This window comes from Exiguobacterium sp. s140 (genome assembly GCF_018617035.1).
In the GTDB taxonomy this organism is placed as follows: domain Bacteria; phylum Bacillota; class Bacilli; order Exiguobacteriales; family Exiguobacteriaceae; genus Exiguobacterium; species Exiguobacterium profundum.
On the sequence record NZ_JACSJK010000001.1, the window covers coordinates 138,540 to 155,427 of the forward strand.

The window sequence follows — 16,888 nt, forward strand, 5'->3', positions numbered from 1 at the left end:
GATGAATTGATAGAAAGATGGAGGCTATTAGTGTGATCCAATTTGTAAAACAGTTAACGAATGATCAAAGCCGGCGTTTGAAAGCGTACGAACGACGGGTCGCGCGTATTAATGAATTAGAGACAACGATGAAAGCCCTCTCGGATGACGAGATGCGTACATATACGGAGACGCTCAAAGCACGTCTCTTGGATGGAAAGAAAGTGGATGACATCGCGGAAGAAGGGTTCGCTCTCGTCCGCGAAGCGTCAGTCCGTGTGCTCGGCATGCGTCACTATGACGTCCAGCTCATCGGTGGGTTCGCCCTCCTCGAAGGGAACATCTCGGAGATGCCGACGGGGGAAGGGAAGACGCTCGTCGCCGCTTTGCCGAGTTACGTCAAGGCGCTCGAAGGAAAAGGCGTCCACGTCATCACGGTGAACGATTATTTGGCGAGACGTGATGCGGAGCAAATTGGGAAGATTCACGACTTCCTTGGGTTGACGGTCGGCTTGAACGTCCCGGACATCGAAGCGGACGAGAAGCGTTCTGCATATCAGGCGGATATCACGTATGGGGTCGGGACAGAGTTCGGATTCGACTACTTGCGTGACAACCTTGTCCATAAGCCGGAAGAACGGGTCCAACGTCCGTTCCATTTCGCCATCGTCGATGAAGTCGACAGCATCTTAATCGATGAGGCGAAGACGCCGCTCATCATCGCGCAGAAGGACCGGTCACATATCCGCTTGAAACAGTTGGCGCAACAGATCATTTCTGAGTTCGAGGAGACCGACTACGAGGTCGACCTCGAGTCGAAATCTGCGACGTTCACGGAAGAAGGAATCGTCAAGATTGAAGAGCTGTTCGCCATCGACAACCTGTTCAGCGCCTCACACCAGGTGCTCTATCACTATCTCGTCCAGGCACTCCGTGCGAACGTCTTGTTCGAACTTGACGTCGACTATATCGTGCGTGAAGACAAGATCGAACTCATCGACTTGTTCACGGGACGCATCATGGAAGGTCGGAGCTTGTCAGAAGGGTTGCATCAGGCGCTCGAGGCGAAAGAAGGCGTCACCATCACCGAAGAGAACAAGACGACGGCGGAGATTACGATTCAGCACTATTTCCGCATGTATCCGCTCGTTGGGGGGATGACGGGGACGGCCCAGACGTCGCGCCAAGAGTTCTTGAAGACGTACAACATGGACGTCGTCCAAGTGCCGACGAACCGCGAACGTCAACGTGTCGACCATCCGGATCGCATCTTCATGACGACCGAGCAAAAGTATGCGGCGGTCACTGAGAAAGTGGCAGAACTACATGCGACGGGACGTCCGGTCTTGATCGGGACGACCTCGATCACACAATCGGAAGCCATCAGCAAGCATTTGAAGAAGAAGCGGATCGAGCATGACGTGTTGAACGCGAAGACGGTCGCTCAGGAAGCCGATATCATTGCGGACGCCGGTCAATTCGGCAAAGTGACGATTGCGACGAACATGGCCGGACGTGGAACGGACATCACGCTCGACGCAAAAGCGAAGGAAGCGGGCGGTCTCTTCGTCATCGGGACGGAGCGCCACGAGTCAAAACGTGTCGACAACCAGCTCCGCGGTCGTTCGGGGCGTCAAGGCGACCCGGGTGCGACCGAGTTCTTCGTCTCGCTCGAAGATGAGATCGTGAAACGTTATGCGGCGCAGAAACTAGAACGCGTGGAGAAGAAGTTGAAGCCGAGTGCGACAGGTGAGGTCTCAACGAAAGATGCGATCGAGATTATCGAATATGCGCAGACGACGATTGAAGGACTCGGCGTCTCGATTCGGGACTACTTGTTCAAACTCGATGACGTCTTGAACGAACAACGGAATATCATCTATACGATTCGTAACCAGGCCGTCAACGCCGATGCGGATGCCATCACGAAAAACGTCCTCGGCATGATGCGTCTCGCCCTCGAGAACAGCATCGATATGCATGTGTCGGATGAACTCGTGCCTGAGGAATGGCCAATCGATGAGTTGAAAGATGATTTACGCTACTTGACGATGCAGGAGCCGACATGGGCAAAAGACATCGCCGATACGCGTGAACTGAAGGATGCTTTAAACGACTGGATGGAGACGATCATCGCTGCGACGGCGTCGCGCCTCGAACAGGACGACATCGTCCTCTTCGCCAAAGAGTCGCTTCTCCGCGCCGTCGACATGAAGTGGACGGACCATTTGACGACGATGAGCGGATTGAAAGAAGGGATCGGGCTTCGCAGCTACGGTCAGGAAGACCCGAGCCGTCAGTTCGGAAAAGAAGGACTGGAAATCTTCGAACAGACGTATATCAATATCGCCCGGGATGTGACGACGGAACTATGCCAGCTCGACCGTTATTTCGCTGAGATGGCAGAGGAGGAAGTATAATGTTAGGATTTCGTAAACGTAAACAGATTGAGACAGGAAATAAAGAGGAAGGGCGCCAATTGACGCTCGTCATCGACGACGCGATGGGGATCCCGAAAGAGGACGAGTACGTCTTCCGTTATCATGCGAAACGACTTCCACCACTTCTCGATAATCAGCTCTCGATTGAGTTATTGAACGTCGAGTCGATCGGGCATGACTTGTCGATCGTGGCGTTGTTCCGCAACACGCTTCCGAGCTCGTTCGAGATCAACGAATTGCCGGTCCTCTTGCTAGACGCGAATAACGTCCCAATCGGACGGAAGGTCCTCGGACGTTCTGAACTGCCGAGCTTTGAGGCGTGGACGAGCAAGCCGGTTTATTTGGACTTCTTCTTGGATGAGATGTTCGGGGAAGTGGAGTCGTACGACTCGCTCCGACTCGTCTTCCAAATGAACCCGATTGACCCGCTTCAGCCCGTGTCACCGGGAGAAGAGACGAAGTTCTCGACACGTGCATGGCAACAGCTCATGCGGACGAACATCTCGACGCCGCCAGTCGGGGAGAACGAGTTCAACTTGATGCTCGTATCGGTGGAGAAGGAAGAGACGGACGTCACGGCGACGATTCTCCTTCGCAACGGCTACGACCGCCATTTGAACGTCGAGAAGCTCCCGCTTGAACTCGTGAGTGGGGAGGACGTGGTCGGCTTCACGATGATTCGTCTTGAAGAGCCGGTTCACGGGAAACATGCGTACCCGGTATCGGTCACATTTGAAGAAATTGAAGGCGATGGACCGTTCACTGTTCGTATCAAACAATAATAGGAGGATAGACCTAATTTTTGTAAAGGAAATTAGGTCTATTTTTATACAAAATTTTAATAGGAGGGAAAGACGGCTGGTGTTATATTGAATATGGTTAGACAATTATCAACCAGAAAAAGGGGACAATCACATGAAAACCGCATTGAAATGGTCGATCGCGACCGCGCTCGTGTTACCAACCGTTTTGCCACTACAGGCACCGAACGTCTTGGCAGAAGTGGACGAGGATATCGTCAAGCTCCGTTTCTTAGAGACGACAGACTTACATACGAACATCACGAACTACGACTACTTCCAAGACAAGGTCGACAACACAATCGGGTTGACGAAAGTCGCGACACTCATCAAGGAACATCGTGGAGCCGCTGGGGAAACGAACACATTCTTGTTCGATAACGGGGACACGATTCAAGGGACACCGTTTGGCGATTACGTCCGTGAGAGCCAAGTCGATAAAAATGAAGCGTTCGAACATCCGATGTACAAGGCGATGGCGGCACTCAACTACGATGCCGTCACACTCGGGAACCATGAATTCAACTTCGGTCTCGCATTCTTATACAACGCGATGGAAGGGTCGAAAGGGAAACTTCGTTTCGTCAACTCGAACGTCAAAGATTTAGAAGGCAACCCGATCGTCTCGAAGTTCAACGTGGATGGACAAGAGGTCCAAATCATCGAACGAACGGTCACAGACTTGGATGGGGAAACGCATACGATCAAAGTCGGCGTATTCGGAGTCGTCCCTCCGAAAATCATGTCATGGGATTCGGGGAACCTTCAAGGCCGTGTGACGGCAGAGGATATCATCCCGTCCGCACGTGAAGCGGTTCAAAAATTGAAAGACCGGGGAGCGGACGTCGTCGTCGCCCTCGCGCACTCAGGCATCGGTGACAGTGCGGCGCTCGCGGACGAACAACTCGACAGCGAAGAGAACGTCGGATACGCGCTCACGAAGATTGACGGACTCGACATGGTCATGACGGGGCACCAACACGGTCGCTTCCCGGATGCGAAAGGCATGTTCGCCTCATTCCCGAACGTCGACATGACAAAAGGGACGATCAATGGCAAACCGGTCGTCATGGCGAACAACCAAGGGAAGGACCTCGGCGTCATCGATTTTGAACTTGAACTCGTAGAAGGGAAATGGCAAATCGTCGATGCGTCAGCAGCACTCGATACGGTGACGGCTGATACGGCGGTCGACCCGACGATTCAAGCGTTGATCGAAGACGACCACTTGGCGACGATCGACTACATCAACCAACCGGTCGGTGAGATTCAAGATGACATCCAGAGCTACTTCGCACTCGTCCGTGATGATGCATCGGTTCAGTTCGTGACGAACGCACAGAAGTGGTATGTCGAGAAAGAGCTTGAAACGAACCCGGAACTTTCTGCATATAAAGAGTTGCCACTCTTGTCAGCAGGCGCACCGTTCAAAGCGGGTGGACGTGAATTGACAGATGCAAGCTACTATACGAATATCCCGAAAGGGCAAATCGCTTTGAAAAACGTCGCGGACCTTTACGTGTATCCGAACACGCTCGAAGTCGTCAAAGTGACAGGAAAAGATGTCATGGATTGGCTCGAGATGTCAGCGGGTGCGTTTGACCAAATCGAAGAAGATGGCGAAAACTTACTCAACCTTCAATTCCGTAGCTACAACTTCGATATTCTCGACGGTTTGACGTATGAGATCGATGTCACAGGTCCTGCGAAGTTCGATGTCGGCGGAAAGCTCGTCAACGAAAACGCGAATCGCGTGAAGAACGTCGAGTACAATGGACAACCGATCAAGATGGACCAAGAGTTCTTAGTCGCGACGAACAACTATCGCGCAGGTTCTTCATCGTTCCCAGGCCTTGGTGGCGGGAAGAACATCGTCTATCGCTCAGCGTATGAGACACGTAACGTCATCTCGGACTACATTGTCGAAAGTAAAGACAAGTTGGACTACAAAGCCGACAACAACTGGAAGATTGTCGCAGACGCGAAGCGTTCGGTGACATTTGAGACAGCGGACGCAGGGAAGCAGTACTTGAACCTTTACGAAGGAATCGAAGCGACGGACGAGACCCGTCAAGATGCGGCAGGTCGTCTCTTCCGCACTTATACGACGGAGCTCGAGGCAGTACCAGTTGATTTGACGCTTTCGGTCGATGTCATCAAACCAGGTGCGAAAGTCGTGACCGGGAAGACGGCGCCAAATGCGAACGTGACATTGAAAGATGGCCAAACGGTTCTCGCCACGACGACAGCCGATGCAGAAGGCATGTACCGTTTGACGGTCAAACCGCTCAAACTCCGTCAGTCATTGACGATTGAAAGCGAATTGAACGGGAAGACGATGACGGAAACGAAAGTCGTCGGAGACGGATTTGTCGGAACGCCAGCCATCTCGAAACGTTTGACGTATGCCAACACGCCAGTACTGAAGGGAACGTCTTCGCCAGGTGCGAAAATGGTGTTGAAGCGGGACGGAAAACGAATCGCCTATGCGACGGCAGATGCATCTGGTAAATTCGAATTCACGAAGCGTGCTGGTTTCGTTGCGGCAAGCTATGAAATCGAAGCGAAAGATGTTTCTGGTAAAGTGGTTGAATCCGAGTCATTTGTGATTGAGAAACCTAAGATGGTGACGCCGAAGAACACGAAAGGCGTGAAAGCGGGTACGCGTGCCTTGATCGGGAAAACGACACCAGGCGCGACGGTCCTCTTGAAAGACGCCAAAGGCAAGCAAGTTGCAAAAGTGAAGGCGAGCTGGGCTGGTACGTATACGTTCACATTCAAAAAAGGCCTTGCGAAAGGGACGTACAAAGTCATCGCGAGTGACTACGATGGTTCTGGCGCAAAACAATCAACTTTCAACTTGAAATAAGTACAGAACGACGTCCGAATCGGGCGTCGTTTTTTGTCGAATAAAAGTGTCTAAAATGTGAATGAAAGCCCTTACATTATCATCTAGTCTTATGTATAATCAAACATGTAATCGGTTACATGACACGTGTAAACCGAAGAGCTGATGGGATTCGGCTACATATGTACGGAAAAGGGGACTGACAGATGATTACATTCTTCGTCGCACTCGCACTACTTTTGGTCGGGTATTTAGTATATGGTCGTTACGTCGAGAAGACGTTCGGCATCAAGGAAGAGCGGACGACGCCCGCCTATGCGTCTCAGGACGGCATCGACTACGTGCCGATGGGCAAAAAACGGAACTCGATGATTCAATTGCTCAACATCGCCGGTGTCGGACCAATCTTTGGACCAATCATGGGGGCGCTCTACGGACCGGTCGCCTTCCTTTGGATCGTCTTCGGATCGATCTTTGCCGGTGCGGTTCATGACTATTTGACAGGAATGATTTCCCTTCGAAACAACGGGGCACACTTGCCACAACTGGCGGAAAAGTTTCTCGGGCGTTCGCTTCGCCATATCGTCAACGGGTTTGCACTCTTACTCTTACTTCTTGTCGGGACGGTGTTCGTCACGTCTCCGAGTAACATGATCAACAACTTGTTCGATGGGAACGCATCGACGCTCACCATCGTCATCTTCGCCGTATTCGCTTACTACATCTTGGCGACGCTTCTCCCGGTCGATAAGATTATCGGACGTATCTACCCGTTCTTCGGGGCGCTACTCGTCATCAGTGCCATCGGGATTGCGGTCAGCTTGTTCGCTCAAGGATACAAGATTCCAGAGATGACATTGACGAACATGCATCCGGACGGCTTACCGATCTGGCCGCTCCTCTTCTTTACGATTTCATGTGGGGCGCTCTCTGGTTTCCATGCGACACAGTCACCGATCATTTCGCGGACGACGATGAAAGAAAGCAACGGCCGTGAAATCTTCTACGGCATGATGATCGCCGAAGCGGTCATCGCGATGATTTGGGCTGGAGCGGCGATGGCCATCTTTGAGCCGGGTGAATTACTTGGACTCATCAGTGCGGGCACTCCGGCACTCGTCGTGCAAGAAGTGGCGACACTCATGCTCGGCAGCATCGGCGGGACACTCGCGATTCTTGGAGTCATCGTCTTACCAATCACGTCAGGAGATACGGCATTCCGTAGCGCACGGATGATTATCGCGGACTACATGTCGATCGCACAGAAGAAGTTCTCGTCACGTCTTTGGATCGCGCTTCCACTCTTCGCGATCTCATACGTGCTCACGAACATGGACTTCCAAATGCTTTGGCAATACTTCAACTGGGCGAACCAGACGACGGCGGTCATCGCACTGTTCGTCGGGGCGATGTACCTTTACATTAAAGGGAAAAACCACTACATCGCGCTCCTTCCGGGGACGTTCATGTTATATGCAGTCTGGTTCTACATCTTGACGGCGCCAATCGGCTTCAAACTGGACGGAGTCCTTCCGTACGTCATCTCGACACTCGGCACGTTGACGCTTCTTGTCTTGTTCCACAAACGGGCACGCGCGATGCGAGCAGCGCAAATGGAATGTGACGTTCCGGTGAAAGAAGTCGCATAATCTCGACACGGGCTAATCGGTAGCCCGTGTTTTTGATTGCGTTCAAATCGGGAAATGTCCATACTAGAAGGAACAGTTATGGAAGGTGGGAGCACATGAAACAAGAGCAACTCAAAGAGATGCTCCATGCCGACACGCTCGGGGAAGAGATTGCGAGCGCGGTCACGCACGGCCTGGGAGTCATCTTCAGCATCGTCGCCCTCGTCCTGCTCGTCATGAGCGCGACAGAGAGTGGGAGCACATGGAACGTCACCGCGGTCAGTGTGTTCGGGGCATCGATGATTTTACTCTATCTCTTCTCGACGCTCATGCACGCCATTCCGCATCCACGGGCGAAGCGGGTGTTGCAAGTGTTCGACCATGCGGGGATTTACTTACTCATCGCCGGAAGTTATACGCCGTTCGCCCTCGTGACCCTTCACGGGACGCTCGGCTGGACGTTATTCGGGATCGTGTGGGGTGTGGCAATTCTCGGGATTGTGTGGAAACTATTTTCGACCGGAAAGTACATGTGGGTGTCCAATGTGACATACCTCGCACTTGGCTGGATCTGCATCATCGCCATCCGTCCGTTGTATGAATCACTCGGTCATCAAGGGTTCATGCTTCTTCTCGCAGGAGGGATCGCCTATTCGGTCGGTATCGTGTTTTACGTGTGGCAAAAACTGCCGTTCAACCATGCCATTTGGCACTTGTTCGTCCTAGCGGGAAGCGTGTTCATCTTCCTCAGTATTTTACTCTATGTCGCACCTTCGACAAGCCTATAAGACAGCCGTCCTACGGGACGTCTGTCTTTTTTGAAAAGTTGGGAAGAAAGTGCTGCAAACGGTTACAAAAATACAGACGAAATGACGTTTGTGTGTCATAATAATTGCAGACATCATCATAGAGATAGATGGGTGTAAAAGTAAGGGGGAAAATCAGATGGAAAAAGTGTTGCGCGATGGATTTATCTACATGTCACAAAACAAAACACTCAACAGTTTGGCAAAGAAATATGGCCTACGATTTGGTGCATCACGCTTTGTAGCAGGGGAAGACTTTAAGGCTTCTGTCCCGACGATTCGCGAATTGAACGCGAAAGGGTTGTCGGTCACGGTCGATCATCTCGGGGAATTTATTAAGACGGTCGAAGAGGCGAATACGAATCGCGACGAGATCATGCGTGCGATTGAAATTATGGCAGAAGAGCAATTAGACGCCTATATGTCACTCAAGCTGACGTCACTCGGATTCGATATCTCGGACGAGTTGATTGAAGACAACATGCGTCAAATTTTGACGGTCGCACAACGAGTCGGGGTCTTTGTGGCCATCGATATGGAAGATGAGCAGCGTTGTGAAAAGACGCTCGAATTGTTCAAAAAGCTGAAAGCTGAATTCGACGGTCTCGGAACGGTCATCCAGTCGTACTTGTACCGCTCGGAAGATGACATCAATCATCTTGCGCCGCTCAAGCCGAACCTCCGCATTGTCAAAGGGGCATATAAAGAGCCGGCGACGGTCGCGTTCCCTGAAAAAGAGGACGTGGACCATAACTACGTGAAGCTCGTCAAACTCCATCTTGCGAACGGGAACTACGCATCCATCGCGACACACGATGACCATATGATTGACGCCATCATCGAGCACGTCAAAGAGAACAACATTCCACTCGACCAGTTCGAGTTCCAGATGTTATACGGCATCCGCGTCGAGCGTCAACTCGAGCTCGTGCGCCAAGGATACAAAGTCCGTGTCTACGTTCCATACGGTCGTGACTGGTACGGCTATTTCATGCGCCGTCTCGCGGAACGTCCGGCAAACGTGGCGTTCGTGTTAAAGGGAATGGTGAAGAAGTAAGTGAAACTCATAGTATTTTACTTGATATCGTGAAAAAAATAGATGTCAGTGTAAAGTTGTGAGATCAAAATGGTTTGGTTCTTTAAAATAGAACCAAACCATTTTTTTACTCAATATCAAATTGAAATATATTAAAAAATATTAAGGCGTTGAAAGGAAGAAATGTTCTATGACAAATATCGAAATTGTATTGGAATTAAGTAAAATCCTTTCTCCAATCATAACGGTTGGATTAGCAGCATTTTTGACAGCAAGGTATTATTTAAAAAACAAACAAGTAGATTATTCTATGAAGCTTTCTGAAAAAGCTATTGAAGAAGTTTATAACCCTATTATAGTTAAAATAGAAAAAGAAGCTGTTAATGATGGGTTTAGCTATGAAGGGCTATCCGCAGATGATTTGGTAGCTATTGACGAAATCTTTTCTAAGAATCGACATTTAGTCGAAGAAAGTTTGTTAAATATTCTTTGGAAGTATCAAGAGGATGTTCACTTCGAATTTTCAACTTTATATGGCAACGAGGAGTCCCAGATAACTTTTAAAGACAAATTTTTGGATTCTAATCATGAATTTTTGAATGAGATAAAAAGAGTAAGGAATTTTCATCTTAAGCGAATTGGTTTTTACTTTAAATGAGAACTAAGTGTTTAAAAATCCTTCGGTTATCATTCTAATTCCTGCATGGGGTTCAGAGTTTTCTGCTAACAATATGGGCGCCGAAAGGACACACTGCACAAAAAGAAGACTCAGCTACGAACTGAGTCTTCAAACCATTATCCATTAATCACGGTACCACCGTTGACGTGAATGACTTGACCACTGACGTACGTCGAATCATCGCTTGCGAGATAGACATAGGCCGGTGCGAGTTCGGCCGGTTGCCCCGGTCGTTTCATCTCTGCTGAATCGCCGAACGATTTCACTTTCTCCGCGTCAAACGTTGACGGGATGAGCGGTGTCCAAATCGGTCCCGGGGCGACCCCGTTGACGCGAATCTTCTTGTCCGCCAAGTTTTTGGCGAGCGAGCGGGTGAATGCCGTGATGGCACCTTTCGTCGACGCATAGTCAATCAATTGGTCGTTTCCTTCATAGGCTGTGATCGAGGTCGTATTGATGATGCTCGCTCCTTCTTTCAAGTAGGGGAGCGCTGCTTTCGTTAAGTAGAACATGCTGAAGATATTCGTGCGGAACGTCTTCTCGAGTTGTTCATCTGATATATCGAGGAGCGACTCCTGTGGATGCTGCTCGGCGGCGTTGTTGACGAGGATGTCGATCCGGCCGAACGTCTCGAGCGTCTCTTCGACGACTCGTTGACAGAAAGAAGATTCTCCGAGATCGCCTTGAAGCAAGAGACAGGCTTGACCTAAGTCCTCAATCCGTTCTTTTGTCGCTTCCGCGTCCTCGAGTTCGTTTTGATCCTTATAGACGATGACGGAGTTCGCACCTTCGTGGGCGAAAAAGATGGCGACCGACTTTCCGATTCCGGAATCCCCACCGGTGATGATGGCGACCTTATCTTTTAACTTGTCACTTCCTTTATAATCTTCCCGTTCATAAATGGGGAAGGGCTCCATCTTCGAATCGATTCCCGGTTGGTGTGCCTGTTCTTGTGCCTTCTTTTTGAATGCCTCAAAATCTTTTCGACTGCCTACGGTGTTCAGACGATTATCGCGCATGTATACATTCCCCTTTCTGAATTTGACTCTTTTTGTCTATACCACACCCATTGAAAACTAATCGCTCATTCAAAAAATGGAATGAAATTGAAAAATGAACGCTTGCGAATGAATGTTCATTCATTTATGATAGAAGAGTAAACACGATGGTGATTGCGATTTTTTTTACGCATGAAATGAATCACTATTCATTCTCATTTTAGGGGGGAACACTATGACGAGTCACATCGAACAATCAACCGACCTCCGTTTGACGAACTCAATTCGTTTTGCGGTCGTCATCGGTTCAGGAGTAATGGGGGCGGGGATTGCGGCTCACTTGGCGAACGCGGGGATTCGTTCGCTCATGCTCGACATCGTACCACGTGAATTGACATCTAAAGAGGAAGCGAAAGGGTTGACGCTCGAGTCACCAGAAGTACGCAATCGCATCGCCTCAGAAAACCGTCAAAAACTACTGAAACAAAATCCAGCACCACTCGCGACAGCCGATCATCTCAACTTCATCGAAGTCGGGAACTTAGAAGATGACTTAGAGCGTTTGAAAGAAGCGGATTGGGTCATCGAAGTCGTCGTCGAACGTCTCGATGTGAAGCAACAACTCTTCGAGAAGATTGCACCTTACATCCGTGAAGATGCGATTCTCAGCTCGAACACGTCAGGAATCTCCATCGAAGCGATGGCAAGTGCCCTTCCGGAAGGATTGAAATCACGCTTCCTCGGGACACACTTCTTCAACCCACCACGTTACTTGAAGTTGCTCGAACTCATCCCGACGGAGAAAACAGCCCGTCCGGTCATCGACTTCATGTCACGTTTCGCGGAAGACCGTCTCGGCAAAGGTGTCGTCGAAGCAAAAGACACACCGAACTTCATCGGGAACCGCATCGGGACATATGGTCTTCTCGTCACGTTTGAAGAGATGCTCAAACAAAACGCTTCAATCGGAGAGATGGACTCAATCACAGGTCCACTCATCGGTCGTCCGAAATCGGCGACATTCCGCACACTCGACGTCGTCGGAATCGACACGTTCGTCCACGTGGCGGGTAACGTCTACGAGACGCTCGAAGCTGGGGAAGAGAAGGACGCGTTCGACGTCCCTTCAGAAATGAAGCAACTCGTCGAAAAAGGCTGGATCGGACAAAAGGCCGGTCAAGGCTTCTATAAGAAAGAAGGCAAGGTCATCCAGGAGTTGAACCTTCAGACGTTCGAATACGAACAATTGAAAGCGATTACAGGTCCTGAGCTCGATCAAATCAAGTCACTTCCAGGCTCAAAAGCGAAATTGAAAGGTGCCATCTTGAACAAAGGTCGCGTTGGACAATTGCTCTGGCCAATCACGGCGAAGACGCTCGCTTACTCGGCACGTCTCACTGGTGAGATTGCCGATACGATCGTTGCGATTGACGATGCGATGAAGTGGGGCTTCGGTTGGAAGTTTGGACCGTTCGAGATGTGGGATGCGATCGGTGTGGAGAAATCAGTCGAGCGTATGAAAGCGGAAGGCTATGACGTCCCGGCATGGATCGATGAGATGCTTGCTGCAGGCAACACGTCATTCTATAAGGGAGACCAGTATTACGATAAAGCGTCGAAGACGTATGTCGAGAAGACCGTCAACCCGAAAGAATTGAAACTCAAACCGCTCGCAAAATCAAACGGTATCATCCTAGAGAACGGTGGGGCACGCCTCGTCGATATCGGCGATGACGTCGTCGCACTCGAATTCACATCACCAAACAACGCGATCGGTGTCGATATCATGCAGATGATCGAACAGTCGATCGACCGCGTCGAGCAAGACTTCAAAGGAATGGTCCTCGCCAACGATGGCAAGAACTTCTGTGTCGGAGCCAACCTTGCGATGATGCTCATGGAAGCAGAAGACGAGAACTGGTTCGAACTCGATTGGATCATCAACAAGTTCCAACAAGTCGTTCAAAAGATTCGTTATTCAAGTCGCCCGGTCGTTGCCGCACCATACGGCATGACGCTCGGTGGTGGAACGGAAATCAGCTTACCGGCAGCCCGTATGCAAGCCGCGCTTGAGACATATATGGGTCTCGTCGAAGTCGGTGTCGGCCTCATCCCTGGTGGGGGCGGAAACGTCAACACGTACCGTCGTCTCCTTGAGCAGACACCAAAATCGATGCAAAACATCGAGAAGGCTGCGCAACAGACGTTCGAGAACATTGCGATGGCGAAAGTATCGAAGTCGGCATTTGATGCGAAGACACTCGGTTACCACCGTGCGGTCGATGGCATCTCGATGAACCGTGACCACTTGACGTTCGATGCGAAACAGACGGTCCTTGAACTGGCTGACGGGTACACGGCACCGGTTCGTGAAAAGTTACCGGTCGTCGGTCAAACAGGGAAAGCGACGCTCGAACTCGCAGCGTACGAAATGTTCTACGGTGGTTATATTTCAGAGCACGATTTGAAAATTGCGAAGAAACTCGCACACGTCATCAGTGGTGGTGATTTGGCATACGGTACGCTCGTCGACGAACAGTACTTCCTCGACATCGAGCGTGAAGCCTTCTTGAGCCTCATCGGGGAGCCGAAGTCACAACAACGGATGCAACATATGCTCGTGAAAGGCAAACCACTACGCAACTGATAAAGGGGGACAAAACAGATGAGGGAAGCAGTCATCGTAGCCGGCGCACGGACGCCGGTCGGAAAAGCAAAACGCGGTTCGTTCCGTAACGTACGTTCGGACGAGCTCGCGGGATATGCCATCAAGGCAACGCTTGAGCGTTCAGGATATAAAGGCCCGATTGATGACGTCATCATGGGTTGTGCGATGCCAGAAGCGGAGCAAGGGATGAACATCGCTCGCTATGCGGCGGTCCGGGGGGGGCTGTCGCACGAAGTTCCAGCGATCACCATCAACCGCTACTGCTCGTCAGGTCTTCAAGCCATCGCGGATGCGGCGGCGAAAATCATGATTGGTCAAGCGACGGCCATCATCGCCGGCGGTATGGAGTCGATGAGCCAAGTCCCGATGGGTGGTCACGTCATCCGTCCAAACCCACACATCATGGAGACGGCACCAGAGTACTACATGAGCATGGGGCATACGGCAGAACGTGTCGCAGCTGAATACAACATCTCGCGCGAAGACCAAGATGCATTTGCTATCAACAGTCACCAAAAGGCGGCGGCAGCCATCGCAGGTGGCAAGTTCCAGGAAGAAATCGTTCCTGTGACGGTCATCGAGCACGTACTCGGTGAAGACGGGAAAGTCGCGGAAGTGGAGAAAGTCGTCAAGCATGACGAAGGTGTCCGTGCCGATTCGACAATCGAAGCGCTCGGTAAACTTCGCCCGGCTTTCAAAATCAAAGGATCGGTCACGGCGGGTAACGCTTCACAAGTATCCGACGGAGCAGCAGCAGTTCTCGTCATGGACCGTGAAGAAGCAGAACGCCAAGGATTGCAACCGATGGCCAAGTTCCTCTCGTTCGCGGTCGGCGGTGTCCGTCCGGAAGTGATGGGAATCGGTCCAGTCGTCGCCATTCCGAAAGCACTCGAGATGGCCGGCGTGAAGTTAGAAGAAGTCGGATTGTTCGAGTTGAACGAAGCGTTCGCGAGTCAGTCACTCGGTGTCATCCGTGAACTCGGCATCGATCCATCGAAAGTGAACGTGAACGGCGGCGCCATCGCCCTCGGTCACCCACTCGGATGTACTGGAGCAAAACTTTCAGTCTCGATCTTGCATGAGATGAAACGACGCAATGAGAAGTATGGGGTTGTCACGATGTGTATCGGCGGCGGAATGGGCGCGGCTGGTGTCTTCGAATTACTTTAAGGGGGAATCGGATATGGAACGTACAGAACATGAATTGATTAAAGGCGGTAGCTTTATCATTGACGCACTCGACGCAGAGCGTCTCTTCACACCAGAGGATTTCTCAGATGAGCATAAGATGATTGGGGACACGACGGCAGGATTCGTCGATGACCGCGTCATGCCAGTCCTCGAGCGTATCGAGAAACACGAGTTCGACCTCTCTGTCGAATTGTTGAAAGAAGCGGGCGAGCTCGGTCTTCTCGGAGCAGACGTTCCAGAAGAGTACGGCGGTTACCAACTCGATAAAATCTCATCTTCGATCATCACGGAGCGCTTCGCGAAAGCACGTTCGTTCGCGCTCAGCTACGGCGCACACGTCGGGATCGGGACGCTTCCAATCGTCTTCTTCGGATCAGAAGAGCAAAAACACAAGTATTTGCCAAAACTCGCGACAGGTGAATGGATCGCGGCTTACGCCCTCACGGAGCCAGGCTCAGGTTCTGACGCCCTCGGTGCGAAAACGACAGCTGTCTTGAACGAGGCGGGCACGCACTACGTCTTGAACGGTGAGAAACAATGGATCACAAACGCCGGCTTCGCGAACGTGTTCGTCGTCTACGCAAAAATCGATGGCGACAAGTTCAGTGCCTTCATCGTCGAGCGTGACTTCAAAGGAGTCTCAACAGGCGCAGAAGAACAGAAGATGGGAATCAAGGGCTCGTCGACACGTACGCTCATCCTTGAAGATGTCGAAGTACCAGTCGACAACCTTCTCGGTGAAATCGGAAAAGGTCACGTCATCGCCTTCAACATCTTGAACGTCGGTCGTTACAAACTCGCAGTCGGAGCAGTTGGTTCTTCAAAACGTGCATTCGACCTCTCGGTTCAATACGCGAACGAGCGCAAACAGTTCAAGACACCGATCAGCCAATTCCCACTCATCCAAGAGAAATTGGCGACGATGGCAGCGAACATCTATGCGATGGAAAGTTCAGTCTATCGTACAGGTGGTTTGTTCCAGGACAGCTTGGACGCACTCGGTGATGAGAACATGCGCGACGGATCGAAAGTCGCACAAGCAATCGCAGAATACGCGATCGAATGCTCACTCAACAAAGTCTTCGCTTCTGAAACGTTCGACTATGTCGTCGACGAAGCGGTCCAGATTCACGGTGGATACGGATTCATGGCAGAATATGAAGTTGAGAACCTCTACCGTGACTCACGGATCAACCGTATCTTCGAAGGAACGAACGAAATCAACCGTTTGATCGTCCCAGGTACGCTCCTCAAGAAAGCGATGAAAGGTGAATTGCCGCTCCTCGCAGAAGCGCAAAAACTTCAAAAAGAGCTCATGAGCTACATGCCACAAGAATTGGACGGCTCACCACTCGCTCGCGAGAAGATGCTCCTTTCGAACATGAAGAAAATCAACTTGATGGTCGCGGGTACAGCTGTCCAGAAGTATCAACAAGACCTTCAAAACGAACAAGAAATCTTGGCGAAGATTGCAGACATGATCAGTGCGATCTATGCGCTTGAAGCAGCCATCGCTCGTACAGACAAAGCGATTGGACGCACAGGCGAAGAGAAGAACACGCTCAAAGTCCGCTATACAGAAATCTTTGCGGAGCAAGTGTTCAAGCAAGTCGAACTCATGGCGAAAGAAGTATTGTACGCAGCGGCGTCTGGTGACGAGCAACGTATGCTTCTCTCGGCAATGAAGAAGTTCAGCCGCTACCAGCCAATCAATGTAATCGGCACGAAGCGCGAAGTCGCAGCGAGCCTCATCAAAGCGAACAAGTTTATCGTCTAATCAAATGGACAGAAAGGGTGGACCGGACGCGGTCAAC

General features: G+C 50.9%; 11 protein-coding genes. 10 read left to right on the forward strand and 1 reads right to left on the reverse strand.

What is annotated here, in order from left to right; genetic code table 11:
• The first annotated feature begins 32 nt into the window (after positions 1-32).
• The 7 genes from secA2 to KNO61_RS00835 all read left to right on the forward strand — a co-directional run bounded on the left by secA2 (position 33) and on the right by KNO61_RS00835 (position 10,196).
• Positions 33-2,399: an accessory Sec system translocase SecA2 gene (gene secA2, locus KNO61_RS00805; RefSeq protein ID WP_214872500.1), complete on the forward strand. Its 2,367-nt coding sequence runs from the start codon at positions 33-35 to the stop codon at positions 2,397-2,399.
• Positions 2,399-3,202: an SLAP domain-containing protein gene (locus KNO61_RS00810; protein ID WP_047795105.1), complete on the forward strand. Its 804-nt coding sequence runs from the start codon at positions 2,399-2,401 to the stop codon at positions 3,200-3,202. Before secA2 ends, KNO61_RS00810 begins: the two co-directional genes overlap by 1 nt.
• Before the next feature lie 133 nt (positions 3,203-3,335).
• Positions 3,336-6,089: a bifunctional 2',3'-cyclic-nucleotide 2'-phosphodiesterase/3'-nucleotidase gene (locus KNO61_RS00815; RefSeq protein ID WP_214872501.1), complete on the forward strand. Its 2,754-nt coding sequence runs from the start codon at positions 3,336-3,338 to the stop codon at positions 6,087-6,089.
• A 185-nt stretch (positions 6,090-6,274) separates the two neighbouring features.
• Entirely contained in the window at positions 6,275-7,717 is a 1,443-nt protein-coding gene (locus KNO61_RS00820; protein ID WP_012726873.1) for a carbon starvation CstA family protein, read from the forward strand.
• 95 nt (positions 7,718-7,812) lie between these two features.
• Entirely contained in the window at positions 7,813-8,484 is a 672-nt protein-coding gene (gene trhA, locus KNO61_RS00825; protein WP_012726872.1) for a PAQR family membrane homeostasis protein TrhA, read from the forward strand.
• 157 nt (positions 8,485-8,641) lie between these two features.
• Positions 8,642-9,559, forward strand: coding sequence for a proline dehydrogenase family protein (locus tag KNO61_RS00830; RefSeq protein WP_078147281.1), 918 nt, complete (start codon positions 8,642-8,644; stop codon positions 9,557-9,559).
• A gap of 169 nt (positions 9,560-9,728) precedes the next feature.
• A complete protein-coding gene (locus KNO61_RS00835; protein ID WP_214872502.1) occupies positions 9,729-10,196 on the forward strand; it encodes a hypothetical protein in 468 nt (155 codons plus the stop codon).
• Positions 10,197-10,333: 137 nt separating this feature from the next.
• Here KNO61_RS00835 and KNO61_RS00840 read toward each other — a convergent pair whose 3' ends face one another.
• The gene (locus KNO61_RS00840; RefSeq protein WP_078147279.1) at positions 10,334-11,236 is read right to left on the reverse strand and encodes an SDR family oxidoreductase; all 903 of its coding nucleotides are present in this window, start codon (positions 11,234-11,236) and stop codon (positions 10,334-10,336) included.
• 214 nt (positions 11,237-11,450) lie between these two features.
• On the opposite strand from KNO61_RS00840, the gene KNO61_RS00845 reads away from it, so the two are divergent.
• The 3 genes from KNO61_RS00845 to KNO61_RS00855 are packed head-to-tail and all read left to right on the forward strand — an operon-like array spanning position 11,451 to position 16,851.
• Positions 11,451-13,862 carry a 3-hydroxyacyl-CoA dehydrogenase/enoyl-CoA hydratase family protein gene (locus KNO61_RS00845; protein ID WP_214872504.1) on the forward strand — a complete coding sequence of 804 codons (2,412 nt, stop codon included), beginning with the start codon at positions 11,451-11,453 and terminating at the stop codon, positions 13,860-13,862.
• 18 nt (positions 13,863-13,880) lie between these two features.
• Entirely contained in the window at positions 13,881-15,053 is a 1,173-nt protein-coding gene (locus KNO61_RS00850; RefSeq protein ID WP_012726865.1) for an acetyl-CoA C-acetyltransferase, read from the forward strand.
• A 13-nt stretch (positions 15,054-15,066) separates the two neighbouring features.
• Positions 15,067-16,851: an acyl-CoA dehydrogenase family protein gene (locus KNO61_RS00855; protein ID WP_214872505.1), complete on the forward strand. Its 1,785-nt coding sequence runs from the start codon at positions 15,067-15,069 to the stop codon at positions 16,849-16,851.
• The last annotated feature ends 37 nt before the right edge of the window (positions 16,852-16,888 follow it).

Bases quoted from the DNA above. Each gene is read 5' to 3' on its own strand.
- KNO61_RS00810 (WP_047795105.1), top strand. From the start codon at position 2,399: ATGTTAGGATTTCGTAAACGTAAACAGATTGAGACAGGAAATAAAGAG.
- KNO61_RS00815 (WP_214872501.1), top strand. From the start codon at position 3,336: ATGAAAACCGCATTGAAATGGTCGATCGCGACCGCGCTCGTGTTACCA.
- KNO61_RS00820 (WP_012726873.1), top strand. From the start codon at position 6,275: ATGATTACATTCTTCGTCGCACTCGCACTACTTTTGGTCGGGTATTTA.
- trhA (WP_012726872.1), top strand. From the start codon at position 7,813: ATGAAACAAGAGCAACTCAAAGAGATGCTCCATGCCGACACGCTCGGG.
- KNO61_RS00830 (WP_078147281.1), top strand. From the start codon at position 8,642: ATGGAAAAAGTGTTGCGCGATGGATTTATCTACATGTCACAAAACAAA.
- KNO61_RS00835 (WP_214872502.1), top strand. From the start codon at position 9,729: ATGACAAATATCGAAATTGTATTGGAATTAAGTAAAATCCTTTCTCCA.
- KNO61_RS00840 (WP_078147279.1), bottom strand. From the start codon at position 11,236: ATGCGCGATAATCGTCTGAACACCGTAGGCAGTCGAAAAGATTTTGAG.
- KNO61_RS00845 (WP_214872504.1), top strand. From the start codon at position 11,451: ATGACGAGTCACATCGAACAATCAACCGACCTCCGTTTGACGAACTCA.
- KNO61_RS00850 (WP_012726865.1), top strand. From the start codon at position 13,881: ATGAGGGAAGCAGTCATCGTAGCCGGCGCACGGACGCCGGTCGGAAAA.
- KNO61_RS00855 (WP_214872505.1), top strand. From the start codon at position 15,067: ATGGAACGTACAGAACATGAATTGATTAAAGGCGGTAGCTTTATCATT.